Consider the following 25,135-nt stretch of genomic DNA (forward strand, 5'->3'; position numbering starts at 1 on the left):
AGCAACCGGTGTTCAGACAGAGGATTCGGAAGGATGAGCCTGCGCCCGGCGGCGCAACACGCGCTGGCGCAGGTTTTCCAGATACAGGTACACCGCCGGGGTGGTGTAGAGGGTCAGCAGCTGGCTAAGCGCCAAGCCGCCAAAAATGGTCATACCCAGCGGGCGACGCATTTCTGCGCCCTCGCCAAAGCCCATGATCAACGGCACGGCGCCGAGCATGCCGGCCAGATTGGTCATCAGGATCGGACGCAGACGCAGCAGCGCCGCCCGCTCGATGGCCTGACGCGGCGCCAGGCCATCGCGACGCTGCAGTTCCAGGGCAAAGTCGATCATCATGATGGCGTTTTTCATCACGATGCCAATCAGCAAAAACAGGCCAAGCATCGCGATCAGGCTGAGATTCTGGCCGCCAAATTTAAGCGCCAGCAACGCGCCCAGCCCGGCCGGCGGCAGCGTGGACAGAATGGTCAGCGGGTGCAAGGTGCTCTCGTACAGCACACCCAGCACCAGGTAAACCGCGAGCAACACCACCACAAACACCCAGGGGTCGAGCACGGTGCCGAAGTCGTTGGCCGAGGGTGGCGCCAGGTGCACCGAGCTGGGCAGCATGACCTCGTTGAGGATCTGTTCAATCGCCTCACGTGCCTGGATATCGGTCACCCCGTCGGGCAGCGCGTAGCCAATGCCCATGGAGGCAAACTGACCTTCGTGGCGAATGCGGTCCTCGGACATGCCGTAGTCCCAGGTCGCGAAGGTGGAGAACGGCACCCGCTGACCGTCGCTGGTCAGCGCCTCGAGCTGCGCGAGCACCTCGGGGCTTTCCGTATAGCGCGGCGCCAGCTCCATGACCACCCGATACTGGTTAAGCTCGTCATACAAGGTGGCGACCTGGCGCTGCGAGAAAGAGTTGTTCAAGACCGAGGCAATGGTTTGCATATCCACCCCCAGCCGCCGTGCCGCCTCGCGGTCGATATTCAGCACCACCTGACGTGCTTCATCGCTGTCCATGGAGTCAACATCGGTCAGCAGCGGGCTTTGTTCCATTGCCTGTGCCACCGTGCGCGACCACTGTTTCAGCGCCTCCAGCGAATCCGAGCGCAGCAGCACTTCGTACTCGCTGCGCCGGAACGGCGGGCGGAAGAACAGATCCTGCTCAACCATCATAAACATCATGATGCCCGGTATCTGTGGTGCACCTGCGCGCAGGCGCTCCACCACTTCCTGCGCCGACACATTGCGCTCGGACAGGGGCTTGAGCTTGATCGACAGCTGGGTATTGGTCAGCCCACGGTCGCCACCGGAGGTGCCGGTCAGGTCCGCCACCGCCGGGTCCTGCAGGATGTACTGCCGGTAGGCCTCGATCTTTGGCTGCATCACCTGAAACGACAGACCGTCATCGCCGCGCAAGAAGCCGTTGATCTGGCCGCTGTCCTGCTGCGGCAACGACTCCTCCGGCAGGTTTGCGATCAGATAACCGCTACTGCCAATGGCTCCCAGCAGCAACACAATGGCCAGCGGGCGAAAGCGCAACAGCCAGTGCAGCGAGCGCACATAGCCACGGTGCAGGCTGGCAAACAGCGAGTCCTGGTCATCCTCTGCCGCCACCGGCTGCTGGCCCGGCTTGAGCCAGAGGGCGCATAGCGCTGGCGTCAGGGTCAGCGATACCAGCAGCGAAATCAGCATGGCCGCCACCAGGGTAATGGAGAACTCCTGGAACAACTGCTGAATCAGCCCGCCCAGCAACAGGATGGAAGCAAACACCACCGCCAGCGCCAGGGTCATGGCAATCAGGGTAAAACGCAGTTCACGGGCACTGCGTGCCGCAGCCTGCATCGGCGACAGGCCGTTGGCCATGTGCCGCTGGACGTTTTCCAGCACCACAATGGCATCATCCACCACCAGCCCGGCGCCAACGATCAGCGCCATCAGCGACAGGTTGTTGAGCGAAAAGCCGCACAGATACATGACGACAAAACTGCCGATCAGCGACACCGGAATCGCCGTCGAGGGGATCAGCGCAGCGCGCAGGTTACCGAGGAACAGCCAAACCACCAGCACCACCAGCAGGGAGGCGAGCAGCAGGGAAATTTGCGCCTCGCGCAGTGTGGCGCGAATGACCGGAGAACGGTCACTGATAACGGTCAGTTCGGCGTCGGCCGGAATCAGGTTGTACAGCTGCGGCAGCCGCTCGCGGATGTTGTCCACGGTTTCTACGATGTTCGCGCCGCTCTGCCGGCTCACGCTGAGAATGACCGCGGCCTTGTCGTTGTGAAAACCGGCGCTGTAGCGGTTCTCGACCGAATCGGTGACCTGCGCGACGTCGCCCAGGCGCACGGCGGCGCCATCCTGGTAACGGACAATCAGGCTACGGTAGGCTGCGGCAGTGCGCAGCGCCTCACTGGTCTGCACCTGCCAGCGGTGACTGCCCTCCTCGATCACGCCCATCGGCCGCAGCGCGTTGCTGTTGGAGATGGCGGTCCGCACCTCGTCCAGCGAAATGCCGTAGTGCAGCAAGGCGCCAGCATCCAACTGCACGCGCACCGCCGGCAGTGAGGCACCACCGACACTGACTTCACCGACGCCGGAAATCTGCGCTATTTTCTGCGCCAGAATGGTTGAGCCAATGTCATACAGTTCACTCGGCGAGAGGTTGGAGGAACTGAGTGCCAGCCCCATAACCGGCGCCTGCGACGGATCAATCTTGTGGTACTCGGGGTTGCCCGGCATGCCCGCGGGCAAATCACCACGCACGGCGTTAATGGCGGCCTGCACTTCCCGCGCCGCCTCGTTCAGGTCACGGTCCAACTCAAAGGCCAAGGCCACCTGGGCAGACCCCTGGTTGGATGAGGATGAGATTTCGGTCACCCCGGAGATGGCCCCCAGGGCGCGTTCCAAGGGCGTTGCCACGGTGGTAGCCATGCTTTGCGGACTGGCACCCGGCAAGCTGGCCGTGACTACGATCATCGGCACTTCCACCTGCGGCAGCGGGGCCACCGGCAGCAGACGCCAGCACAGCAGGCCGACCAGCACCAGCGCCAGGGCCAGCAGCGACAGCCCGACCGGGCGTCGCAGCATGCCAGTCTCGATGCTCACGGCGCAGCCTCAGCCACGGGAGCAGACTCGGGCTGCCGGGTCAGACGATCAAAGAACAGATACACCACCGGCGTGGTGAATAGCGTCAGTACCTGGCTGACCAGCAGACCGCCGACCATCACCACACCCAGCGGCTGGCGCAGTTCAGCGCCCGAGCCGCTGGCCAGCATCAGTGGCAGTGCGCCAAATAACGCCGCCAGCGTGGTCATCAAAATAGGTCGAAAACGCAGCATGGCTGCCCGGTGGATTGCCTCACGCGGGCTCATCCCCTGATGGCGCTGAGCCTCCAGTGCGAAGTCGACCATCATGATGCCGTTCTTCTTCACCAGACCGATCAGCAGCACGATGCCCACCACCGAGATCATATCCAGCGCCCGGTCGGTCAGCAGCAGCGCCAACAGCGCCCCCACCGTAGCGGACGGCAGCGTAGACAGAATGGTGACCGGGTGAATGGTGCTCTCATACAACACACCTAGCACGATATACATGGTCAGCACCGCGGCCAGAATTAGCCACAGGGTGTTACTCAGGGAGGCGCGGAAGGCCTCGGCGGCGCCCTGGAAGCGCAGCTCCACACTGACCGGCAGCTGCAATTGCTGCTGCACCGCTTCGATAGCCTCAACCGCCTCACCGAGCGACGCGCCCGGCGCCAGATTGAAAGACACGGTAGTGGCCGGGAATTGCCCCTGGTGGTTGATCAACAGCGCTGCACTGCGCTGGTGCACCTGCGCCACACTGGCCAGCGGAATGGAACTGCCGTCGCCGCTGGTCACATGGAGGTTGCGCAAGCTGTCCGGGGTGCCGGCAAACTGCGGGTCGACCTCCATGATCACGCGATACTGGTTGGCTTGGGTGAACAGCGTCGCGATCTGCCGCTGGCCGAAGGCGTTGTACAGCGTATTGGCCACATCGGTGACATTCAGCCCCAGGCGCGCGGCGGCGTCTCGGTCAATTTCCACATAGGCTTCCAACCCCTGCTGCTGCAGGTCAGAGGCTACATCCTGCAATTCCGGGCGCGCACTCAAGGCGTCGACCATCTGCGGGACCCACTCGCGCAGCTCGTCGCTGTCCAGGCTGGTAAGACTGAACTGGTACTGGGTGCGGCTGACCCGGTCTTCGATGGTCAGCTCCTGCACCGGTTGGAACCAGGCGGTGATACCCGGCACCTCGGCGGCGCGTTCACGCAGCCGGTCCATCACGGTGAACAGACTCTCGTCGCGCTCGCTGTGCGGCGGCAGGTTGATCAGCAAGCGGCCGCTGTTCAGCGTCACGTTGCTGCCATCCACACCGATAAAGGACGACAGGTTCTCGATGGCCGGCTCTTCCAGCAAGGCGACAGCCAGCTCGCGCTGACGCTCGGCCATGGCGCTGAAGGAGATGTCCTGCGGCGCCTCGGTAATCACCTGAATGACATTGCTGTCCTGCACCGGGAAGAAGTCCTTGTCCACCGCCAGGTACAGCAGGCCGGTCAATGCGATGGTGCCCAACATCACCAGCAGGGTGGCGCGCTGACGCTCCAGCACCCAATCCAGCGCACGACCGTAGCGCTCGATCACACCGTGTAAAAAGCCGCCGGCGTGCTCCTGCGGCGGGGTGTGCAGCATGCGCGCGCACATCATCGGCGTGAGCGTCAGCGACACTACCAGCGAGATGACGATGGCCACCGCCAGGGTAATGGCAAACTCGTGGAACAGCCGGCCCACCACATCCGGCATGAACAGCAGCGGAATCAACACCGCTACCAGCGAGAACGTCAGCGACATCAGGGTAAAACCGATCTCGCCCGCGCCAGCCAGCGCCGCCTGCATCGGCGACTTGCCCATCTCCCGGTGGCGGGCCACGTTCTCCAGCATAACGATGGCGTCATCGACCACAAACCCGGTCGCGATGGTTAGCGCCATCAAGGTCAGGTTGTTGACCGAAAACGCCATCAGATACATGAAAGCGAAGGTGCCAACCAGTGACAGCGGCACCGCCACACTGGGGATGATGGTGGCCGACGGACTGCGCAGGAAGACAAACGTCACCAGCACCACCAGCGCGATGGCGAACAGCAGCTCCTTCTGGGTATCGCTGACCGAGGCACGAATACTGTGGGTACGGTCGGTCAACACGGCAACATCGACTGCGGCCGGTAGGGTCGAGGTCAATTGCGGCAGCAGCTCGCGCACCCGGTCGGCCACATCGATCACATTGGCGCCGGGCTGGCGTTGCACATTCAGCAGCACCGCCGGCTGACTGTTGGCCCAGGCTGCGAGAAAACGATCTTCGGCGCCGTCAACAATGCTTGCCACATCACCCAGGCGCAGCGGCGCACCGTCCTGCCAGGTGATGATCAGGTTGCGGTAATCATCCACCGAGCGAATCTGATCGTTGGCATCAAGCATGGTAGAACGGGTCGGGCCGTCAAAACTGCCCTTGGGCTGATTGACGTTAGTGGCCGCGATACTCTGACGCACGCTGTCCAGACTCAAACCATAGGCGGTCAGGGCACGCGGGTTGATCAGTACACGCAGGGCCGGGCGTTGACCGCCGGCCAGACTGACCATGCCGACGCCGGACAGTTGCGCCAGCTTTTGCGCCATGCGGGTGTCGACCAGATCGTGTACTTCCGGTAGCGGCAGGCTGTCAGAGGTAATCGCCAGGGTCAGGATAGGAGCGTCCGCCGGGTTAACCTTGCGGTAGATCGGCGGCGTTGGCAGGTCGCTGGGCAGCAGGCTGTCTGCGGTATTCATGGCCGCCTGCACTTCCTGCTCGGCGACGCCCAGGTCTTCATCCAGGTCAAACTGCAGGGTAATCACCGACGCGCCGCCCGAGCTGGTCGAAGACATCTGCTTGAGACCAGGTATCTGCCCCAGATGCCGTTCCAGCGGGGCGGTGATGGTGCGCGCGGTGATTTCCGGGCTGGCGCCAGGCTGGAAGGTGAATACCTGGATGATGGGGTAATCGACCTGCGGCAGCGCGGCGACCGGCAGCAACCGCCAGGCCAACAAGCCGGCAGCCATAAAGGCCAGCATCAACAGCGAGGTGGCGACCGGACGCAGAATAAAGGGCGTGGACAGGCTTTTCATGCCGGCTTACTCAGTTGGCCGGAGGTGGGGCGCGACGCTCGCCGGTGCCCGCACCGGGCCGGCGACGCTCACCGGGGGCAACCTGGGCGGTTTGCGACGGGCTGGCTACATCACCATTGGCATCAGGTATCACTACCTCCTTGCCATCACGCAGGCGATCCAACCCTTCCAGCACCACCTGCTCGCCCTGCTTGAGGCCATCGGTGACGGCAACCTTGCCATCGGCGCTGGGACCCAGGGTCACCTCACGTACAAAGGCCTGGGTGCCTTCTACCACGTACACGTAGGTACGACTGCTGCCGAACTGCACCGCATCGGCCGGGATGGTGAGTACATCCTGCAGGGTGCTCAAGCGCAGCCGCACATTGACAAACTGATTGGGAAACAGCGCTTCGTCTTCATTGGCAAACTGACCGCGGACCCGCAGGGTACCGGTGGCGGTATCAATCTGGTTGTCCAGCGTGGTCAGCTCGCCCGTGGCGATGACCTGCTGATCGTTACGGTCCAGCACTTCGACCTTGAGCGGCCCGGCCCCGAGGAAGGAGCGGCGCAGGGTCGGCACGTCGACTTCCGGCACCGTGAAGTTGACCGCAATCGGCTGCATCTGAGTGATGCTGACAATGCCCTCGGCCTCGCTGCCGGTCACCAGGTTGCCCTGGTCCACCTTGCGCAGGCCCAGGCGACCAGCCAGCGGCGCAGTGATGCGAGTCCAGGACAATTGCAGGCGAGCATCGTCAACCGCCGCCTGATTGGCGCGCACGGTGCCCAGTAGCTCATTGACCATGGCGCGCTGATCGCTCAGCTGCTGGCGGGCGATGGAGTCCTGCTCCCACAGGGTCTCGTACAGGGTCAAATCAGCGCGCGCGTTCTCCAGCGTGGCGCGGCTCTGCTGTAGCTGGCCCTCCGCCTTTTCCAGCTGCGCCTTGTAAGGCAGCGGGTCAACTTCTGCCAGCAACTCGCCCTGCTCTACCACCGCGCCTTCGGTGAACACCACACGCTCCAGCACGCCATTGACGCGGCTCTGAACAACCACGGTATTCAACGGGGTCACTGTGCCAATCGATTTGATCTGCACATCCAGCGCACCACGCTGCACTGGCACCACGCGCACCACGGCGGGTGCACCGAAGGCCATCCGATGGGACATGGGGGCTGGTGTGGCAGAACCGGAAAATTGATACCAGGCAAACACCAGGGCAGCGACAATCGCTGCAAGCAGCAGTAACCACTTGGCCCGTGCACGGGAAAATAGAGCAGAAGAAGACATAAAGGTCAGGGTCCGGGAGTAGCATTTAGCGACTAGGAACTCTAGGCAATAAGCCCGGCCAGCCCTAGTGAATTTACACACTTTTACCTATCGAGGCGCTCATCTGACAAAGTCAGCGCCAGCGCCCCATCCCGGACAGAACACCCTCTCCGGGCGTGTCTAGCGAGCGCGCAGAAATGCAGGGCAAGCCGCACGCAGCAGCGCAGGGCGATAGCTCAGCGTCATCGCTGTTGCCACAGCAGCCACCGGCAACAGGGTAAACCAGACCAGCACCGCCATGGACGGATGGTCCGCCTTGAAACAGCACAGTACCGACACCGCCAGCGCCAGCCAGCCAAGGGTGCGCAGATAGCCTGGCGCTACCTCATCGGCCACAAACACCTGACGCCAGTGCACCGGTAGCGACAGCGCCAGCCAGTTGGTAGCCAACCACATGCTGCAGGCAGCAGCCAGCAGCCAGAGTCCAGCGTTACTCATAAGCCACCCCGCCAATCCGGCTGCCCTGCTTCACCTCGACGGTGCGCGCCAGTCGCCGCGCCGTGTACACCGATATCAACGCACAGGCCAACAAGCTCAGATCAACGCCGGCAACAGCCCAGTAAGGGTCCAGCAGCATGGTTTTCAGTAGGTGATCACCCGTGGTGATCCAGTTCAGCAGTACCGCCGCAACACAGGCCACCGCCAGCACCCAGCACTGCTCGCGCCAGGCCGGATTACTGCGCGCCAGCGCAACCGGCGCACTGCGCCACAGGGCGTGCAGCAGGCTCAGCAGCCAGACACCCCAGAAGGTCCACTGTTCCCAATCGCCCCGACCGGGCAGATTTTCTGGTAACAGCCGGTTGGCCACCAGCATACCCACCGCAGCCAGCACCATGCCGGTGACCGTGGTGACCGCCATGGCATCAACCAGACGGCAACCCTGCAGGCCCCGTTTGGCGTGATCCTGCTTGCGCTTCTCAACAAAGAAGACGAAGCCGGTGGCAATACAGATGCAGCCCAGCAAACCGCCAGCCACGTACAGCCAGCGCAGGGTCCAGTGCTCGAAATGCTGCAGGTGCAGGCCCGTCAGGAACTCGTTCACCGCGCCCACCGGATCGCTCGGTGGCTCTTCGCGCAGCAGCTCGCCGCTGCTTGCCTTAAAGTGAATGCCCTCACCCACCAACGCAACGCGATCGCTGCCGGCGCGGTAGATGCTCACGTAACCGTTGGCATCGCCCAGGTGCTCGATCATCAGCAGGCCTACTTCGCCCGCCATGTCACGCTCGGCCCAGATACGCTTAGCCTCGGCGACCATGGCATCCACCGACGCCAGCTCGGCCGGCACTCCCGCCTCCTCGTGGGGCAGCCCGGTGTGCTCCGCCTCTATGACCTCGTGACGATCATGCAACGGCTTGAGCAGGGTGCCGGACACAGGGAAGTAGTAATAGGCGGCGAAAATCACCAGACCGGTGAAGGCGAAGAAGAAATGAAACGGCAGCGCTACCACACCGGTCATGTTGTGCAGATCCAGCGTGCTGCGCTGGGTGCGTTTTTTCGGCCGGAAGGTGAAGAACTCCTTGAAGATCTTGCGGTGCATGATTACACCGGTTATCAGCGCCACCAGCATGATCAGCGCCGCCAGGCCAACCACGTAGATGCCCAGGCTCTTCCAGTTCAGCTGCAGGCTGTAATGCATCGGGTAGAACCAGTTGCTGCCAATCTTCAGCTGGTCATCGGGCAACGCTGCACCGGTGCGCGGGTCAATGGTTGCCCAGCCGTGCACGTGCAGGTGGTCGTCACTGGGGTCCTTCGGCTTATTGGGAATGTCGAACTCGGCGCCAATGCGCAGCACCGGATCACGATGCGTGGTGTAGGCAAACAGCGAGACCATCGGCATGGTGTCGGGTGCCGGCAAGTCACCGATCACCCGCTCAGCGGTGGCGGCCATATCCAGCGGATGCGGCTTGAGATCAGCAAACACCTGCTTGAGCAGGTTGTCATAAGACGGCATGGGCTGTGGCTCGAAGCGCGTTTCCGGGATCGCCCAGCGGTCGATCTCACGGTCAAACACCGACAGCGCGCCGAAGAAGAAGGCAACCATCAGCACAAAGCCCAGTACCAGCCCGAACCAGGTATGCACCCAGGCCATGGATTGACGAAAACTGTTCAGCATGGCGGCGCTCCTATCCGATTATCATACGCTGCAACTGCCAGGCGACAGCCAGCGTCAGGGCCGCACCCACGCCCAGAATGAGCCAGACGCGCCACAAACTCTTGACGGAAAACACCCAGATGAACAGCGCAACATACAGCAGCAGGCCAAGCATCAGCATGCCCTGCTCAGCGCTATGGTAAGCAACACCGAGAGCGCTAAAGCCAGCCATACCCATAGCAATCACGCCCCAGACAAAGGCGTACACGCCAAAGATGGCGGCGAGCACGCGCGAGGCAATCAGAAAACGGGGAGCGGTCGTCATGAACATGACGCTCCGTGGGAAGAAAACACCATAACTATCACCGCAGCGGCTTGTACTCACACACTAGCGAGTGCGAGATGAACTTACTCCATAGGCCTTCACAAAAGCCTGGAGAACAGAGAGCAGCAAATGATAGTTATTAGCATTCAAAAAAACAAGCCGAAGCCTTGTCGCCTGAGCACCGCTTAGCCAGTGTTTCCGACACGGCCCAGTGCTGGATAAAGACACGCGGCGACCAGCGCTCAAGCACCGCCAGCCGCCGCTACACTCACTACAACTCAACTACCAGCTTGCCTTGATTGCGCCCGTCAAACAGCATGTTGATGCCGTCTATCGCGCTCTCCAGACCTTTGATGGTGTGCAGGCGATAACATAGCTGGCCCTGTTGAAGGTAACCGAGCAGCGCCTTGCTCATACGGTCGATCTTGTCGAAATGATCAGGTACCACAAAGCCCTCAACGCGCAGCGCCTTGAGGTTGACCTCCTTCCAGTTTGGCCCCGGCGAGGGCGTGTGCTTGTTGTAGTCGGCGATCACACCACAGACGATGATGCGTCCCAGGCGGTTCATCTGTTGAAAAACAACCTCTTGCACCGGACCACCGGTATTCTCGAAAAACAGATCAACCCCGTTCGGTGCGGCAGCGGCCAACTCAGCAGCCAAGTCAGCCGCGCGGTAGTTGATCGCCTTGTCGAACCCCAGCTCCTGCTCCAGCCAGGCACACTTTTCATCGCTACCGGCAAAGCCAACCACCCGCAGCCCCTCGGCCTTGCCGATCTGACCAACTAGCGAGCCAACCGAACCTGCCGCCCCTGTGACGACCAAGGTTTCACCGGCCTTGGGCCGCCCGATTTCCATCAGCCCAAGGTACGCCGTGAGCCCTGGCAGGTGCAGTGCGCCAAGCAAGTCACCGACCGGTAGCTCCTGGGGGACCACTCGCATATCGGCACTGCCCAGCACATATTCAGCCCACCCGGTAGTGCCCAGCACCCGCGCACCCACCGGGAAGTCAGGATTGCGCGACTCGACCACCTCACCTACTCCGAACGCACGCATGGTCTCGCCCAGCTGTACCGGCGGCAGATAACTGTCGTCATACTCGTCCAGCCAGGTTCGCATGGCTGGGTCCAGCGACATGTGGGTCTGGCGGACCAGAAACTGGCCTTCGTCCAACGCCGGCAACGGCAAGTGGACAGTTGCAAAAATATCCGCGGTGATGTCCGGATTAGGACGTTTCACCAATTTGATTGCTTTGTACTGCATCAACGATCTCCTTCAAGCGCGCTTGGGTAAGCGCGCAGTAGCGCCCTCCCTGTAGGGAGGGCGTTATTGCGACTGCGAGTGGGTAACTCGCTAGGGGGGGTATTCAGGGCTGATCGCGTGGAGAATCACTCAGCGCTCTCTGCAGCGCTTCATCTGACCAGCCGCCGCCCAGTGAGCGGTAGATTTCCAGATAGGCATTTACCCGGCTCAGCTCCGCCTGGGACAAACCGATTTCCGCGCTCAGCAGCTCGCGCTCGGCATCCAGCACATTGACATAACCACTCACGCCGCTGGCAAACCGCGACTTTTGCAACGACAGACTTTCTGCTGCCGCTTCGGCGTAGGTAAGCTGAGCGTCGATCACCTCAGCAGAATAAGTAAACGCATACACGCTGTCGGACACCTCACGCAACGCAATCAGCACAGTGCGGCGGTAGTTCGTCAACGCCTCTGCCATGGCCGCACGGGCTGCGTCTTCGTTACCCTTGGCACGGCCCCAGTCAATGATCGGGATGTCGATATAGGGGCCCCAACCGCTAAAGTTGGTTGCGCTGCCGCTGTACAGATCGTTGAGATCGGTCGAATAGCGGCCAAACAGACCAGACAACCCGATGGTCGGTACCGGAAAGCGATTGGCTACCGCCACGCCCACCCGAGCAGTCGCAGCGTGCAGCCGTTGCTCGGCCGCCCGCACGTCGGGACGACGCTCCAACAGCTCGACCGGCAGCCCAAGTGCAACCTCTTTGTCATCCAGCAGTGTCACCGGGCGACGCTGCGGTCGGTCAGCAAACGCCTGCGGCGCCTGTCCCAACAGCAGGGATAGGGTGTTTTCGGCAAACACAACCTGCTGTTGCACCTGCGGCAGCCGTGCCCGCGTGGACGCCAGCTGCGCAATCGCCTGCTGTTCCTCGGCCCGGGAGGCCACGCCACTGTTGAGCTGCGAGCGCACCAGCTCCAGGGACTCCTCCTGACTACCCAGGGTCCGTACCAGAATGCGCTCTTCTTCGTCCAGTTCCTGCAGGCTGAACCAGGCTTGCGCCACGCTGACCACTAGGCTGGACATCACTGCGCGCGCACCGTCTTCAGTGGCCAGCAACTCGGCACGCGTCGCCTCATCGGCACGACGCAGCTTGCCAAGCAAGTCGAGCTCCCAGTTGAAGCCGACACCCGATGTGAAGCTGGCGTCATTCCCGTCACCACCCGGAGCAGGTGTATTTTGCACCGAACCCCGGATCTGCGGCCCGAACGCACTACGCGACACCGCCGTGCGCGCTCGTGCCTGCTCTACCCGCTCAAGCGCACCTGCCAGTTCGAGATTGTTCGCCAAAGCGACCTGCACCAGCTGGTTCAGGTAGGGATCATTGAACATCTCAAACCACTCAACGGCGGCCAGGGAGCGCGCTTGCTGCAGTTCGATCGGCACCCGAAAGTCCTGCTGCACGGCCCCAAGCTCGGGACGCTCATAGTCCGGTCCTACCGCACACCCCGCCAACAGCAGGGCCGACGCCAAGGGAGCCCACTTTTTCATTGCGTTGACTCCTTGCCCTTAAACAGAGCCTTGACCCAATCGGTGAGGGTTTGCACAAGTACATAGAATGCCGGCACGAAGAACACGCCCGACATGGTGGCCACCAGCATCCCGAAGAACACCACAACGCCGACCGAATTCTTCGACGCAGCACCGGCACCACTGGCCAGCATCAGCGGCAGAACCCCGAGGATGAACGCAAATGAGGTCATCAGAATCGGTCGCAAGCGCAGACGTGCTGCCTCCATCGCCGCCTCGACCAGACCATAGCCCTTTTTCTCATAGTGCAGCTTCGCGTACTCGACAATGAGGATCGCGTTCTTGGCCGACAGGCCCACCAGCGTTACCAACCCGATCTGGCCATAGACGTTGAACTCCATCCCCATCAGCTGCAATCCGCCGAACACGCCAAGCAGACCGAAAGGTACCGCCAGCAATACCGCAAACGGAACGCTCCAGCTCTCATACAGCGCCGCGAGGAACAGGAACACGACAACGATGGACAGCATCAGCACGTAGGTCCCGGTATTGCCGGACTCGACCTCCTCCAGCGTCTGGCCCGACCACTGATAGCCGTACCCATCGGGCAGAACCTCGGCAGCCACTTCTTTCAACGCCTGCACCGCTTGCCCCGAGCTGTAACCTGCCGCTGGCGTCCCCGTAAGTTCGGCCGTCGGGTAGAGGTTGTAGCGCATGATGTAGCGCGGTGACGTACTCGGCTCATAACTGACCAGGGTGTCGAGCGGCAGCATGTCCCCGGCGGCGTTGCGCACATGCAGCTGCGACAGGGTTTCGATATCCCGACGGAACTCTGGAGCTGCCTGCAGGCTGACACGGTAGTTCTCGCCAAACAGCGTGAAATCATTGACCTGATAGCTACCCAGGAAGACCTGCAGCGTGCCAAACACATCGCTGATCGGCACCCCCAGTTGCTTGATCTTCTCGCGGTCAACCTCCAGCCTGTAGTTCGGCGTCGCTGCGGCATAAGTAGTGCTCAGCTGCGCGATTTCCGGCCGCTGCATCGCAGCGGCGATAAACTCATGGGACATCTGATCCAGCTCGGTCGGGCTCTGCCCCCGCTCAGCCTGCAGCATCATTGACACCCCTGAGACGGCACCATAGCCCGGCAATGCCGGCGGGTTGAAGGCAAACACCAACGCCTCTTCGGTCTGGGCGCCGATCTGCTGAGCCTGCGCGATCAGACTATCCACCTGCTCATTTACCTCGGAGCGCTCAGCCCAGTCCTTCAACTGAACAACCAGCAAACCTCCATTGGGAGCAGCCACCTGGGTCAGCAGGTCGAAGCCGGTAATACCCAGCACCGCCTCGACGCCAGGCAGCGCTTGCAGCTGCTCAGACAGGTCAGCCACTACGGCTTCGGTGCGTTTGGTGGAGGAGGCTTCCGGCAATAGCGCCTGAACAAAGAAAGCGCCCTGATCCTCTTCCGGTACAAAACCGGTCGGCGTGACTTTGCCCAAGGTGACAATGCAAATGAGGATGATCAGGAAGAACAGCACCAGCCGCTTGAGGCCGCGAACCATCTTGCCCGTCAGGCCGAGATAACCCTTGGTAAACCGATCAAAACCACGGTTAAAAGCGGTGAAAAAACGCCCCAATATGCCGGTTCCGGGGTGGCGATGCTTGAGCAGGCCAGCACACATGACCGGCGACAATGTCAGTGCGATCAGCGCAGAGAATAGGGTAGACACTGCGATGGTTAGCGCGAACTGCTTGTATAGCTGGCCGGTAACGCCGGGCACCAGGGCCATCGGAATGAAGACGACCGCCAATACCAACGCCATGGCCACCAGGGCGCCGGACACCTCGTTCATGGCCTTTTTGGTGGCCTCCAGCGCCGACAGCCCTTCGTTTTCCATCTTCTCTTCGACCGCCTCAACCACCACGATGGCATCGTCCACCACGATACCAATGGCCAGCACCATGCCGAACAACGACAGGGTATTGATCGAAAAGCCCAGCACCTGATAGCTGATGAAAGTAGCAACCAGCGAGATTGGCACGGCAATCATGGGAATCACTGTGGCACGCCAGTTCTGCAGGAACAGAAAAACTACCAGCGTCACCAACAGCAGCGCTTCGACAAAGGTCTTGACCACCTCATCGATCGACGCCTTGACGAAGTTGGAGGTGTCATACACCACCGAGTACTCCATGCCCGACGGCATCTGCTCACTCAGGGCATCCATCTTTTCACGCAACTCTTGCGAGGTGCTCATGGCGTTGGCGCCTGGCGACAGGTAAACCGCAAAGGCCGAGCTCACATCCTCGTTGTGGTAACCGTAGATGTTGTAATCCTTGGCACCCAGCTCGACGCGCGCAACATCCTTGAGCCGCAGCAGCGAGCCGTCGGTATTGGCCCGCAACACGATATTCTCGAACTCATCGACATTCTTCAGACGGCCCTTCAGGGTTAACGAATACTGAAAGCCACTCTCACTGTCAGCCGGCGCCTGACCCACCTGGCCCGCCGCCGCCTGCTTGTTCTGCTCCTGCACGGCCAGGATCACATCCTGCGCCGTCAAACCCAGCGCTGCCATGCGATCAGGCTGCAGCCAGATACGCATGCCAAACTCAGACCCGAACACCTGCAGGTCGCCCACGCCGGGCACCCGTTTGAGCTCATCGACCCAGTAGTTGTTCAGGTAGTTGTCAAGAAAGTTGCGGTCCCGGCTGCCATCGTGCGAGTACAGCGCGGCGAACATCAGTACGTCAGGCGAGGACTTGGCGACCGCCACCCCCACATCGTTGACCTCAGCGGGCAGTCGCGAGGTCACCTGACTAACACGGTTCTGGGTTTCCACTGCGGCGATATCCGCATCACGCTCCAGCGCAAAGGTCACCTGAATTCTGGCCGACCCATCGTTCCCTGCCACCGCACGGATATACCGCATATCGGTAACACCGTTGATTTGCGAGTCCATCGGCGAAATCACCGAGTCGATCACCGCCTCTGCATCCGCGCCGGGGTACACCGTGTTCACCGTCACGGTAGGAGGGGCAATATCCGGGAACTGGGCAACCGGCAGGCCGCGCATGGTCAAGACGCCCGCCAACACCAGAAAGAGCGAAATGACGATCGCAAATACCGGCCTATCAAGGAAGAAGCGTGCCATCAGCGCTGCCCTCCCTCGGTCACATCACGAACCGTCAGGGCAGCGCCATCACGCGCCTTCTGGATACCTTCGACGACCACGCGGTCGCCCGCCTTGAGCCCGCTCGCAATGATCCACAAGCCACCCTGGCGCGGCCCCACCTTGACCTCGACCTGACGGGCGACATCACCCTCGTCCGCCAGCACCACAAAGTAGCTATTGAGCAACTGAGACACTGCCTTGTCAGGAACGGCGATCACATCCGACCGTTGCTCGGTAACCAGCTGCACCCGCGCAAACATGCCAGGACGCAGGGTGCCTTGCGGGTTGGGAAACTCCGCACGCAGTCGAATGGTACCGGTGCCGGTATTGATCGCCCGGTCAGAGAAGGTCACCTCACCCGGGTATTCATAAGCCTGTCCGTTGCTGAGAAACAACTTTGCCTGGGGGGCGGCCGCCGCGTCGGCTTGCTCAATGCTGCCATGCGCCTTCTCATAGGCCAGCAATGCAGACTCGCTGACATTGAAATAGACCCAGGACAGATCAACCGTCGACACCTTGGCCAGCAGGGTTGTACCCGCGCTGATCAGATCACCGACATCCGCCTCGGCCGCCCCGATGCGACCAGATACCGGCGAACGAATCACGGCATACTCGACCTCGAGCTCAGCCTGCTCCACGGCCGCCTTGGCATTCTCTACCTGAGAAGATGCCGAGCGTAGCGTCGCTACCGCGTTGTCGTACACCTGACGAGCAATAGCCTGCGTCGCCAGCAAAGGCTGGTAACGGTCGACATCCAGGCGAGCACGTGTCTGGCTGCTCTGAGCAGAAGTCAGGGAAGCACGGGCGTCGAGCAAGCGAGCCTGCAAGTCGCGGTCATCAATGGTGAAAAGCAGATCCCCCGCCTCCACCTGCGCGCCATCCACAAAGTGCTTCTCCAGCAAGGTGCCGGAGACTCGGGCTCTGAGCTCGACTTCCTGCGGGCTGCTGACCTGCCCGGTGAAGTCGTTCAGCAGCGCCAGATCTTGAGGTTGCACGGTGACCGTTTGAACCGGCACCGCCTGCGGCGCCGAGGCAGGTTGCTCGCGCTCGCACCCTGCCAAAGCGAGAAACAGGCAGAAAACCGACACTGCCCGAAAAGAGAAAGCCCAGCCGGGCTGGCGGGATGAGCAAACCTGTCTGTTATCGTTTTGATTTTTCATATCGATTTCCAGAGTTAACCAGTGTATTCAATGTAGGTCACCGTGCCGCCCTGGGCGCAAAACCTCGACCAGCGGCTGACGGGCGGCGAGAATATACTACACCGTGCAGTGTAATTTCAACACAAAAGACAACCACAATACCGCCCGCATTCAGCCAGGCGGCCGGTGCGCGCGGCAACGCTGGCTAGCTCAGAGGGTGTGCGGGGCGTAGTGCTTGAGAAACATCGCAGCAATCGAGCTCAGGTAGGCTTCGCGCGCGGCAGATGTCGGCAACTGATCTTCCTGCAGCATGCGGGGCCAAAACTCCATCGCTGTAATCAGTCCGGCAAACTCCGTCGTCGCTTGCACGGCATCAAATGCCGGCAGCAAACCGCCCTCCTGGGCGCATTCCAGCCAGGCCTGAATCGGCATCTGCGGCTCTCGGCCGGTAATGGTTGCACCGGCAACCTGCGGCGACTGAATAAAACGCGACAGCACCACTCGTACCAGCTTGACGAAATCATCGCTGATCATCAGTTGGGCATACCGACGCCCGACTTCCACCAGCTGGGCATGCATACTGCCGGGGCCGGGATCCGGCAGCAGCAGGCGCCCACAGCGCGCAATCAGCTCCTGACGAATGGCATCAAACAGCAACTCTTTGGATGCAAAGTGGTTATAGACAGTGCGCTTGGAAACCTGGGCAGCTTCGGCAATACGGTCCATACTGGTTTCCATATAGCCATGCTGCTGAAATTGATCGACTGCGGCCTCGATGATAGCGGCTCGCTTACCGCTCTTCCGAACACTCATTACTTGCCTCTTGTAAAAGTAAGATCACAAAAATATACTACACCGTGCAGTATAAATAAGCCAATCTACATCAAGACACCCGCAGTCAAACACACCTGGAGCCGCCGATGAACACGACAGCCTCAGCTACCCCACCCCCGGCGCCGGGTGAGTCCGCGTCGCCGTCTGCGGCCCAGCCTTCGGGCAACCTGCTGGCCTGTCACGAATGCGACCTGCTGTTGCGCTTTCCGCCGCTGGAACAACACAGCCGGCTAACCTGCCCCCGATGCGGTCATTCACTGGGCGGCGGCGGTGACCAGCGTTTGAAGCGGGCCCTGCCCCTGGCAATCAGCGCCGCCTTATTGCTTGGCCTATCGCTGATGTTCCCGTTTATGTCGTTTGAGCGCGCCGGTGTGGCCAACCAAATGACGTTGCTGCAAGCCGCCATCGCGCTGTTTCAAGACGGTAGCGTCATACTCAGCGTGCTGGTGTTGGTCTTTATCGTGCTGGCCCCCTGCGCGCTGGTCGCCTGCATTCTACTGATTAGCTGCAGTCTCGCCAGCCAGCGTTTACTCCCCGGCACCCTGGCGGCCAGCCGGCTGATGTTTGCCCTGACCAGCTGGAACATGGTCGAGGTGTTTATCATCGGTGTTTTTGTCAGCCTGGTGAAGATCGCCGGGATGGCCCATGTCGAGCTGGGTATTTCACTTTGGACGTACCTGGCACTGGCCGTCGCACTGGCCGGCGCCATTGGCGCCCTTGACCGTCTGAGCCTGTGGCAGCGCCTGGACAGCCTGGGAGCCGGACGATGAGCAGCGGGCAGAGCGCGCGCGCGCGCGGGCTGGCGGGCTGCCACAGTTGTCTGCTGGTGATGAGTATCGACACCGAGCACTGCCCCCGCTGCCACGCACGTGTCCACTCGCGTACTCCAAACAGCCTGCAGCGCACCGTCGCATTGATTGTCGTAGCCTGCATTCTGTATCTGCCCGCCAACCTGCTGCCCATCACCAATACCGTTTATTTGGGCAGCTACGCGCCCAGCACTATCATCGGCGGCGTCATCACGCTCTGGCAGATGGGCTCGTATCCGATCGCCCTGGTCATTCTCATCGCCAGTGTCCTGGTCCCCGTCGGCAAGCTGGTTGTGCTCAGTTATCTGTGCTGGGCTGCCAGCCGCCCGCAACTCGCCAATCCGCGCCAATGTGCCCGACTGTATCGTCTGACCGAGTTTATCGGCCGCTGGTCGATGATCGACGTCTTCGTGGTGGCGATCCTGGTGGCCCTGATCAAACTCGGCAACATTATTTCCTTTTACCCGGGCTTTGCTGCCCTGAGCTTTGCAGCTGTCGTCATTATCACCATGATCGCCGCAGAACAATTCGACCCCAGGCTTATCTGGGACAACCTAGAGTCCAACGACCATGACTGAGCCCACAGCTACCGTAAGCGCCGCCCGCCGAATCAGCCCGATCTGGTTTATGCCCCTGCTCGTCATCCTGATCGGCGGCTGGGTGACCACTCACTACTATCTGTCCCAGGGACCGCTGGTGGAGATCGCTTTTGCCACTGCCGAAGGACTGGAAGCCGGACGCACCCGTGTGCGCGCGTTGAGCGTGGATGTCGGCGTGGTCAAGGACATCCAGCTCACCGACGACCTGCAGGGTGTCAACGTCAGCGTGCAACTAAACCCCGGGACCGACCGTCTGCTGCATGCCGATACTCAGTTCTGGGTTGTGCGGCCACGCCTGAACGCCTCCGGAGTGTCGGGCCTGGGCACGCTGCTTTCGGGCCCCTATATCGAGCTGTACCCAGGCAGCGACGGCAAGGGAGAACGTCGGTATACGGGCCTGGATGACGCTCCCCATACTCCGCCCGGCGTAGCCGGTGTGCGCGTCGAGCTGTTCGGCACCCACGCGAGCTCGGTGAGTGTTGGCGCACCTATCCTGCATCGCGGCCTTCAGGTCGGCCAGGTGGAGTCGGTCGACCTGGACATGGCTCGCTCACAAATCCGTATCTCTGCCTTTATCGACGCCCCCTTCGACCAGCTCGTAACCGAGGGCACCCGCTTCTGGAATGCCAGCGGCATATCACTGCGTACCGGCGCGGAGGGTGTGCAGGTCGATGCCGAGTCGCTCACGGCGGTGCTGTCTGGCGGCATTGCCTTCGCCGTGCCGAGCCAGGGGACCAAGGGTGAGCCCGTCGAGGCCGGCAGTCGATTTGAACTGTTCGCGTCTCAACAGGCCGCCGAATCGGATCCCTACCGTTTTGCCAAGCGCTACGTGCTGCAGTTTGAGCAGTCCCTGCGCGGCCTGGATGAGGGCGCGCCGGTCGAGTATCGCGGCATCCGCGTCGGCACCGTCGAGCGCATTCTCCGTGAGGAGCTTGCCAAGGCCCACACCAGCGCCATCGCGGTGCCGGTGGTAATCCGTCTGGAGCCAGGCCGTTTCGGCATGCCGGACAACGCCGAATCAGTTGAACTGCTGAGCGAACGCATCGAGGATACCGTTGCAACCATGGGCCTGCGGGCCAGTCTGCAGACCGGGAACCTGATTACCGGCGGGCTCTTTGTCGCCATCGATCACCACCCCGACCAGCAGACAGCTCACATCGGCGAATTCAACGGCCTGAGCACCCTACCCACCATCTCGGGCGGTATCGAGCGTCTGGGGCAGCAGCTCAGCACGCTACTAAGCAAGCTCAACGCGCTGCCCCTGGAGCAAACAACCGAAGAACTCAACAGCACACTGGCGAGTGCACGTCACACCCTGCAATCGATCGAGCAGTTGAGCCGCAGCGAAGCAGTGACCGCGCTGCCTGAGCAGCTGGCCGAGACGCTGGAGAGCGCACGCACGCTACTCGACAGCCTGGGCCAGGACTCCGCTCTGCAACAGGAGGCCGAACGCAACCTGCGCACGCTGGACAGCACACTGCGCAAGGCCAACAACCTGCTCGACGGCCTGCAAGCACAGCCCAGTTCCCTGCTATTCCCCACGCAGCAGGCACCCGACCCTGAACCGAGGACCCCACAATGAATCGCTTTCCGCCCCGGATCTGGCCGCTCTCCGGCGCCTTGATACTTCTTGTCACGCTGGCCGGTTGTAGCAGCCCAAGCCCACTGCAACAGCACAGTTACCTGCTGCGCAGTGCCCAGCCGGTACCTCAGGTACAACCCGTGGTGCTGCAGCGCGTCAGCCTGCCCGATTACCTGTACGGTGATGCACTGGTTGTGCTGGTCAACGACAACGAGCTGTACCGCGCGCAGCAGCATCGCTGGGCCGAGCCGCTGCCCCAGAGCATTGAACGGTATTTGCGTCAGCGCATCAGCAGCCACCTGGGCGCCGCTACGCTGGCGCAACCAGTGACGCTGGAGGTGCGTATCGACGAGCTGCTGGGCACCCTGGAGGGACAGCTGAGCCTGGTGGCCAGCTACCGCATTGAGCGCGAGGGACAAGCCCCACAACGTGGTGCGTTTCAGCAACAACTAGCGCAACCTGCCGAGGGCTACACAGGTCTGGTGGCTGGGCACCAGCAGATTCTCGACCAGCTAGCCGCGGCGATCGCTGCCGACCTGCAGTCCGCCGCGACACCCTGACAGCCTTGACCCACTCAGTGTGTCGGGCGCCGCACGCCGTGCGCACGGAATAGCGCCGACGTGCGCACGGTCACGTCACTTTGGAACGGCTTTTCGTAGGTCACATCCAGCACATAGGCCTTGGCCCGCAAGCGAATGGCCAATCGTTCGGCAACCTGAACCTCCTCGATAGCAAAGGTCACAGGCTTTTTCAGGTAGGCGTAGCGGCTGGTGACAATAACCTGCCGGGCAATATCCTCGGCCTGCTTGATGTCGGCATCGAGCGCCAGATGAAAGTCGGTGACCACCATCATGTCCATTTCCCCGAGGTTACCGGAGGCGACCACATCGGTGATAAAGCGCGAGTTGGGGATAGTGACGATGTTATCGTCCAGCGTCTGCAGCCGCACCGTGCGTAGGGTAATCGCGATAATTTCGCCATAAACACCATCAAAGCTGACCCGGTCACCCACATGAAACGGCCGGTCAAACAACAGAATCAGGCCCGACACCAGCGAGGCGGCGATATCCTTGAGGGCAAACCCCAGTGCAACTGCAGCCGAACCACCGATGGCCAGCAGAAACTCCTGCGGCGGCCTCAGCACCCCCAGCACCAACGCCGCGCCCCCAGCAATGTAGAGCGTGAAACTGAACAGCGTGCCCAGCTGCATGATCGTAAACCGGCGCGAGGGGAAGCGCGTCATCAGCCGGGACGTCGCATGACGAATACACCAGTTCACCAGCCAGAGGACAAACAGGCAGACAAACAACAGCGCCAAGGTGCCGGCGTCGAACATGTTGACGAAGGTCGTCAACTGATCAGCAAGGTTCTCGTTATTCATGCAACAGATTCTTCCTGGCCAGCAGCCTTACGATAGTCGGATACCAGAGCGTTGCCACACGGTACCGCCGACTGGAGGAGCGCTCGAGAAAGCCCAGATCCATTCCCGTCTTGAGTGCCCGCCGCACCACCCCCTCGGACAATGCTGTGGTGGCGATCAGCTCATCGGTCGTCATGTTCTCGTGAATCATTACGGCGGCATAGACAAAATGCAGCGCGCTGTCGAGCTGCTCCAGCGAGCTGCTGCCCACCTCTTCCGGCAAGCCGACCACCACCGTGTTGCCGCTCAGGCGAATGGAGCGCAACCACAGATGCAACGCCAGCTTGGGATTGCCCTGACAGGCATCCCACAACAAGCTGAAATACAGTTGTTCGGCGTTGCGGATACTGCCGGCCTCGGGCCCGCGCGTCGCCAGCAGAATGTTGTCGTAGCGGATCCGGCAGCCGCTGAGGTGGTTGCGTGACAGCACCAGAGAACGTACATCCGGCTGAGACCAGCGCCGCGCCACCTTGATGTTGCGAAACTGATAGTCGCGCCCATAGACGTTACTGAGGTAGGCCCAGCTATGGTTATTGATGAGCACCAGCCAGAACAGATTCTCGACGCGGGCATTGGCTAACGCAAGCAGCGCCTCCCAAGCAGCCAGACCGCCGACGCGGCGCAGGAACAGGTTTTGCGCATCATCGATAATCACCAGGCTCGGACTCAACTCGGCGTCGGCCCGCACCAGCGCCGCCGGCCCATCGCTCAGGTCCGCGCCCAGCACCTCTCCCAACACCTGATGCAATTGCCCTGCGTCGATCAGTTTGTCCTCGATCCGCAGCCGGACCAGACGCAGCTGCGGATGCTCAGCATCCAGATCACGTGTCAGGCGCTGAAGTACCGAACTTTTGCCAGCGCCGTTGGCGCCCGTCAGCAGCAACGCGTTATCGCTGCCGCGGTCGTCCAGCCACGGGTCCAGCGACTTGCGCACCTGCACGTACAACCCCGAATCGATGAACGGCAGTTGTACGTGGTCGTCGGACAGGAACCAGCGCTGATAGGCCTCCAGCGCCCTGCTGTCGGCCGAGCTTCCGTCCAGCTCTCCCTGCTCGGCTTCCACCGCTGCCACGCGCAGCTTGAAACTGCGCGCAAATAGCCGGCGATACCAGTCATAGTCAAACAGCGCCTTATGCAGGAAGTTCAGCACAAGCGCCAACAGCAGCGGTGGCGCAGCAATCGGCGCTACCAACAGGAACAGGCGCTTGTCGAGCAGGCGCTCGATTAGGCGATCTCCCTGGCTGGGCAAGAAAGATTTGAGCGCCTCGATAAAGTCCTCGCGTCGACTGCGCAACAGCAACCCCAGCGCCAGCAATATGCCCAACAGCGACGCCCAGTGACACAGGTCCAGCAGACGCGAGGGGCCCACTCCCAGCTCGACGAAGTCCCTCACCAGCAGCGGCAACACAGCAACAGCAGCAACCAGCCGTGCCTGGCGCTGAGCCTGGGCCAATTGCTCATCATTCAGATAACTACCGGCCTGCTGAGCGGTGCGCTGCAATAGCCATTCACCAGCCAGCGAGATCAGCCCGTACAGAATGAACAGCCGTGCCAGCGGCAGAAACGTAGCCAACAACGGCAGGTGCAACCGTGTAAACAGCAGGTGCAGCAGGCCCAGGCCGAGCAAACCGACCAGCCAGGGCGTGAGTAGTGGCAAGCCGGCAGTGGCCCGGCTGATCGGCCCCGCCAACCGTCGGCCTTGGCTCCAGCGCGCAAAGCGCCCCTGCGCTACCACGACCGGCGCTTTAAGGCTGCGCGCCAAGTAGACTAACGCCACCAGCCCCAACAGCCCCAAGCCATACTCGAACAGTTTTAGCCAGCCGGGCGGGCCACTCTCCCCGGCCGCATGCCGATAGCTGGCCTGGGTGTCGGCGACCAGCCACTCCAGCCGGGTCTGAAAGGCGCGAATCTCATCCAGCAACAAGCCGTCGGTGGCCGTGTCACCGGCCCGCTCGAACAACGCCGGTTGGCTCTCCCACAACCAGCCACGCACATAGCTCAAGGCATTGCGCTGGACCAGCACATCGAGCTGCGCCAATCGGAAGTAGTCCCTCACGTCCTGCGCCAGAGGCCCAGGCAAGGCCGACAGCAGCGTGGCGTCCGGAAGGTGGCGGACGGGTCGAACCTCGTAGGCCTGGTGCCACAGGAGCAGCAGCTCACGCAGCCCACTCGGCATTGCCTCGCGCTGTAGCGCGGGCATCATCTCGAACAGCTCTCGGCGCAATACGCTGAGCTCGCTGCGGCTTTGCTCAATCGCGCCTTGCAGTTGCTGACGCACCAGCGGATCAACGCCGTCCTGCTGCTCCAACGAGGCCTGCAGCGCGGCGGCGGACAACAGCAGCCGCTGGCGCGACTGCCAGACGCGCAGCAGACCGTCGCGCATAGCCGCAGACAAGGCACTCCAACTGCTCTGCTGACGCTGCAGCCGGCTCTGCGCCCGCTTATAGTCGGCCAACGCCGAAGCATACTGAGCGTCGAGCGCTGGGCAGTCGATGGTCTGCGGCCAGTCGCGCTGCGCACTGCCGCTGCCGGCTTTGAGCACATCGTCAAGCGCAGCGCTGGCGGGCGCGTCATCATTGTAGAGCGACTCGAACACCGCGCGCCGGTCATTCAACTCGTCAATCGCCACCTCCAGGGCAGCGAGCAGCTCGTATTCATCACGGCATTCGCTCAGTTGCTGCCCCGAGGGCCGCGCCTCAGCCACCAGACAGGCAAGCCCCAGCAGCGCCCCGAGACAGAAAAAACGCAAAGCAGCCATCCTTCCCCTGCACCCATTACATCAGCCGACAGTCGGCCTCTCCCTCGCTCCCGATCAGAGCCCCTAGCCGGCCCACATACGGACGACTGCGCAGAGATTATAGCCATTGTCTGAGGCAGCGGCGCTATTTCACAACAGCCCGACGCTCGCCTCGCCCAGGGCT

Annotated in this window: 17 protein-coding genes; 4 read left to right on the forward strand and 13 right to left on the reverse strand. The window is 61.7% G+C overall.

Going from position 1 to position 25,135, the window contains the following annotated elements:
* Positions 1-12 precede the first annotated feature (12 nt).
* The 11 genes from HV822_RS04930 to HV822_RS04980 all read right to left on the reverse strand — a co-directional run bounded on the left by HV822_RS04930 (position 13) and on the right by HV822_RS04980 (position 17,783).
* Complete coding sequence (locus HV822_RS04930) at positions 13-3,093, reverse strand: efflux RND transporter permease subunit (RefSeq protein WP_396265034.1); 3,081 nt, start codon at positions 3,091-3,093, stop codon at positions 13-15.
* Positions 3,090-6,164 carry a multidrug efflux RND transporter permease subunit gene (locus HV822_RS04935; RefSeq protein ID WP_238872646.1) on the reverse strand — a complete coding sequence of 1,025 codons (3,075 nt, stop codon included), beginning with the start codon at positions 6,162-6,164 and terminating at the stop codon, positions 3,090-3,092. The genes HV822_RS04930 and HV822_RS04935 overlap by 4 nt, the downstream gene beginning before the upstream one ends.
* A 10-nt stretch (positions 6,165-6,174) precedes the next feature.
* Positions 6,175-7,311, reverse strand: coding sequence for an efflux RND transporter periplasmic adaptor subunit (locus HV822_RS04940; RefSeq protein ID WP_238872647.1), 1,137 nt, complete (start codon positions 7,309-7,311; stop codon positions 6,175-6,177).
* Positions 7,312-7,590: 279 nt separating this feature from the next.
* Positions 7,591-7,908: a DUF3325 family protein gene (locus HV822_RS04945; RefSeq protein ID WP_238872648.1), complete on the reverse strand. Its 318-nt coding sequence runs from the start codon at positions 7,906-7,908 to the stop codon at positions 7,591-7,593.
* Positions 7,901-9,583, reverse strand: a complete 1,683-nt coding sequence (locus HV822_RS04950; protein ID WP_238872649.1) for a PepSY-associated TM helix domain-containing protein — start codon at positions 9,581-9,583, stop codon at positions 7,901-7,903. The genes HV822_RS04945 and HV822_RS04950 overlap by 8 nt, the downstream gene beginning before the upstream one ends.
* Positions 9,584-9,593: 10 nt before the next feature.
* Positions 9,594-9,887, reverse strand: coding sequence for a hypothetical protein (locus tag HV822_RS04955; protein WP_238872650.1), 294 nt, complete (start codon positions 9,885-9,887; stop codon positions 9,594-9,596).
* Positions 9,888-10,158: 271 nt separating this feature from the next.
* Entirely contained in the window at positions 10,159-11,148 is a 990-nt protein-coding gene (locus HV822_RS04960; protein WP_238872651.1) for an NADP-dependent oxidoreductase, read from the reverse strand.
* Between the two features lie 103 nt (positions 11,149-11,251).
* Positions 11,252-12,676, reverse strand: coding sequence for an efflux transporter outer membrane subunit (locus HV822_RS04965; RefSeq protein WP_238872652.1), 1,425 nt, complete (start codon positions 12,674-12,676; stop codon positions 11,252-11,254).
* Positions 12,673-15,810, reverse strand: a complete 3,138-nt coding sequence (locus HV822_RS04970) for an efflux RND transporter permease subunit (protein ID WP_238872653.1) — start codon at positions 15,808-15,810, stop codon at positions 12,673-12,675. The genes HV822_RS04965 and HV822_RS04970 overlap by 4 nt, the downstream gene beginning before the upstream one ends.
* Positions 15,810-16,826, reverse strand: a complete 1,017-nt coding sequence (locus HV822_RS04975) for an efflux RND transporter periplasmic adaptor subunit (protein ID WP_238872654.1) — start codon at positions 16,824-16,826, stop codon at positions 15,810-15,812. Before HV822_RS04975 ends, HV822_RS04970 begins: the two co-directional genes overlap by 1 nt.
* Before the next feature lie 354 nt (positions 16,827-17,180).
* Positions 17,181-17,783, reverse strand: a complete 603-nt coding sequence (locus HV822_RS04980; protein ID WP_238872655.1) for a TetR/AcrR family transcriptional regulator — start codon at positions 17,781-17,783, stop codon at positions 17,181-17,183.
* Positions 17,784-17,890: 107 nt separating this feature from the next.
* On the opposite strand from HV822_RS04980, the gene HV822_RS04985 reads away from it, so the two are divergent.
* Genes HV822_RS04985 through HV822_RS05000 form a run of 4 tightly spaced genes read left to right on the forward strand, consistent with a single transcriptional unit; the run spans position 17,891 to position 21,354 of the window.
* Positions 17,891-18,574 (forward strand): paraquat-inducible protein A, encoded by a 684-nt coding sequence (locus HV822_RS04985; protein WP_238872656.1) that lies wholly within the window; start codon positions 17,891-17,893, stop codon positions 18,572-18,574.
* Positions 18,571-19,191 carry a paraquat-inducible protein A gene (locus HV822_RS04990; protein ID WP_238872657.1) on the forward strand — a complete coding sequence of 207 codons (621 nt, stop codon included), beginning with the start codon at positions 18,571-18,573 and terminating at the stop codon, positions 19,189-19,191. The genes HV822_RS04985 and HV822_RS04990 overlap by 4 nt, the downstream gene beginning before the upstream one ends.
* Positions 19,184-20,794 carry an intermembrane transport protein PqiB gene (pqiB, locus tag HV822_RS04995; RefSeq protein WP_238872658.1) on the forward strand — a complete coding sequence of 537 codons (1,611 nt, stop codon included), beginning with the start codon at positions 19,184-19,186 and terminating at the stop codon, positions 20,792-20,794. The genes HV822_RS04990 and pqiB overlap by 8 nt, the downstream gene beginning before the upstream one ends.
* Positions 20,791-21,354 (forward strand): PqiC family protein, encoded by a 564-nt coding sequence (locus HV822_RS05000; protein WP_238872659.1) that lies wholly within the window; start codon positions 20,791-20,793, stop codon positions 21,352-21,354. The genes pqiB and HV822_RS05000 overlap by 4 nt, the downstream gene beginning before the upstream one ends.
* A gap of 14 nt (positions 21,355-21,368) precedes the next feature.
* On the opposite strand, the gene HV822_RS05005 is transcribed toward HV822_RS05000, so the two are convergent.
* Together HV822_RS05005 and HV822_RS05010 are read right to left on the reverse strand one after the other, a co-directional pair.
* Positions 21,369-22,175 (reverse strand): mechanosensitive ion channel family protein, encoded by an 807-nt coding sequence (locus HV822_RS05005; RefSeq protein WP_238872660.1) that lies wholly within the window; start codon positions 22,173-22,175, stop codon positions 21,369-21,371.
* Positions 22,168-24,963, reverse strand: a complete 2,796-nt coding sequence (locus HV822_RS05010; RefSeq protein WP_238872661.1) for an ATP-binding protein — start codon at positions 24,961-24,963, stop codon at positions 22,168-22,170. The genes HV822_RS05005 and HV822_RS05010 overlap by 8 nt, the downstream gene beginning before the upstream one ends.
* Positions 24,964-25,135 lie beyond the last annotated feature (172 nt).

Origin of the sequence: Halopseudomonas maritima, assembly GCF_021545785.1 — a bacterium.
In the GTDB taxonomy this organism is placed as follows: domain Bacteria; phylum Pseudomonadota; class Gammaproteobacteria; order Pseudomonadales; family Pseudomonadaceae; genus Halopseudomonas; species Halopseudomonas maritima.

Coding starts and splice junctions, on each gene's coding strand:
- HV822_RS04935 (WP_238872646.1), bottom strand. CDS start 6,164: ATGAAAAGCCTGTCCACGCCCTTTATTCTGCGTCCGGTCGCCACCTCG.
- HV822_RS04940 (WP_238872647.1), bottom strand. CDS start 7,311: ATGTCCCATCGGATGGCCTTCGGTGCACCCGCCGTGGTGCGCGTGGTG.
- HV822_RS04945 (WP_238872648.1), bottom strand. CDS start 7,908: ATGAGTAACGCTGGACTCTGGCTGCTGGCTGCTGCCTGCAGCATGTGG.
- HV822_RS04950 (WP_238872649.1), bottom strand. CDS start 9,583: ATGCTGAACAGTTTTCGTCAATCCATGGCCTGGGTGCATACCTGGTTC.
- HV822_RS04955 (WP_238872650.1), bottom strand. CDS start 9,887: ATGACGACCGCTCCCCGTTTTCTGATTGCCTCGCGCGTGCTCGCCGCC.
- HV822_RS04960 (WP_238872651.1), bottom strand. CDS start 11,148: ATGCAGTACAAAGCAATCAAATTGGTGAAACGTCCTAATCCGGACATC.
- HV822_RS04965 (WP_238872652.1), bottom strand. CDS start 12,676: ATGAAAAAGTGGGCTCCCTTGGCGTCGGCCCTGCTGTTGGCGGGGTGT.
- HV822_RS04970 (WP_238872653.1), bottom strand. CDS start 15,810: ATGGCACGCTTCTTCCTTGATAGGCCGGTATTTGCGATCGTCATTTCG.
- HV822_RS04980 (WP_238872655.1), bottom strand. CDS start 17,783: ATGAGTGTTCGGAAGAGCGGTAAGCGAGCCGCTATCATCGAGGCCGCA.
- HV822_RS04985 (WP_238872656.1), top strand. CDS start 17,891: ATGAACACGACAGCCTCAGCTACCCCACCCCCGGCGCCGGGTGAGTCC.
- HV822_RS04990 (WP_238872657.1), top strand. CDS start 18,571: ATGAGCAGCGGGCAGAGCGCGCGCGCGCGCGGGCTGGCGGGCTGCCAC.
- pqiB (WP_238872658.1), top strand. CDS start 19,184: ATGACTGAGCCCACAGCTACCGTAAGCGCCGCCCGCCGAATCAGCCCG.
- HV822_RS05000 (WP_238872659.1), top strand. CDS start 20,791: ATGAATCGCTTTCCGCCCCGGATCTGGCCGCTCTCCGGCGCCTTGATA.
- HV822_RS05005 (WP_238872660.1), bottom strand. CDS start 22,175: ATGAATAACGAGAACCTTGCTGATCAGTTGACGACCTTCGTCAACATG.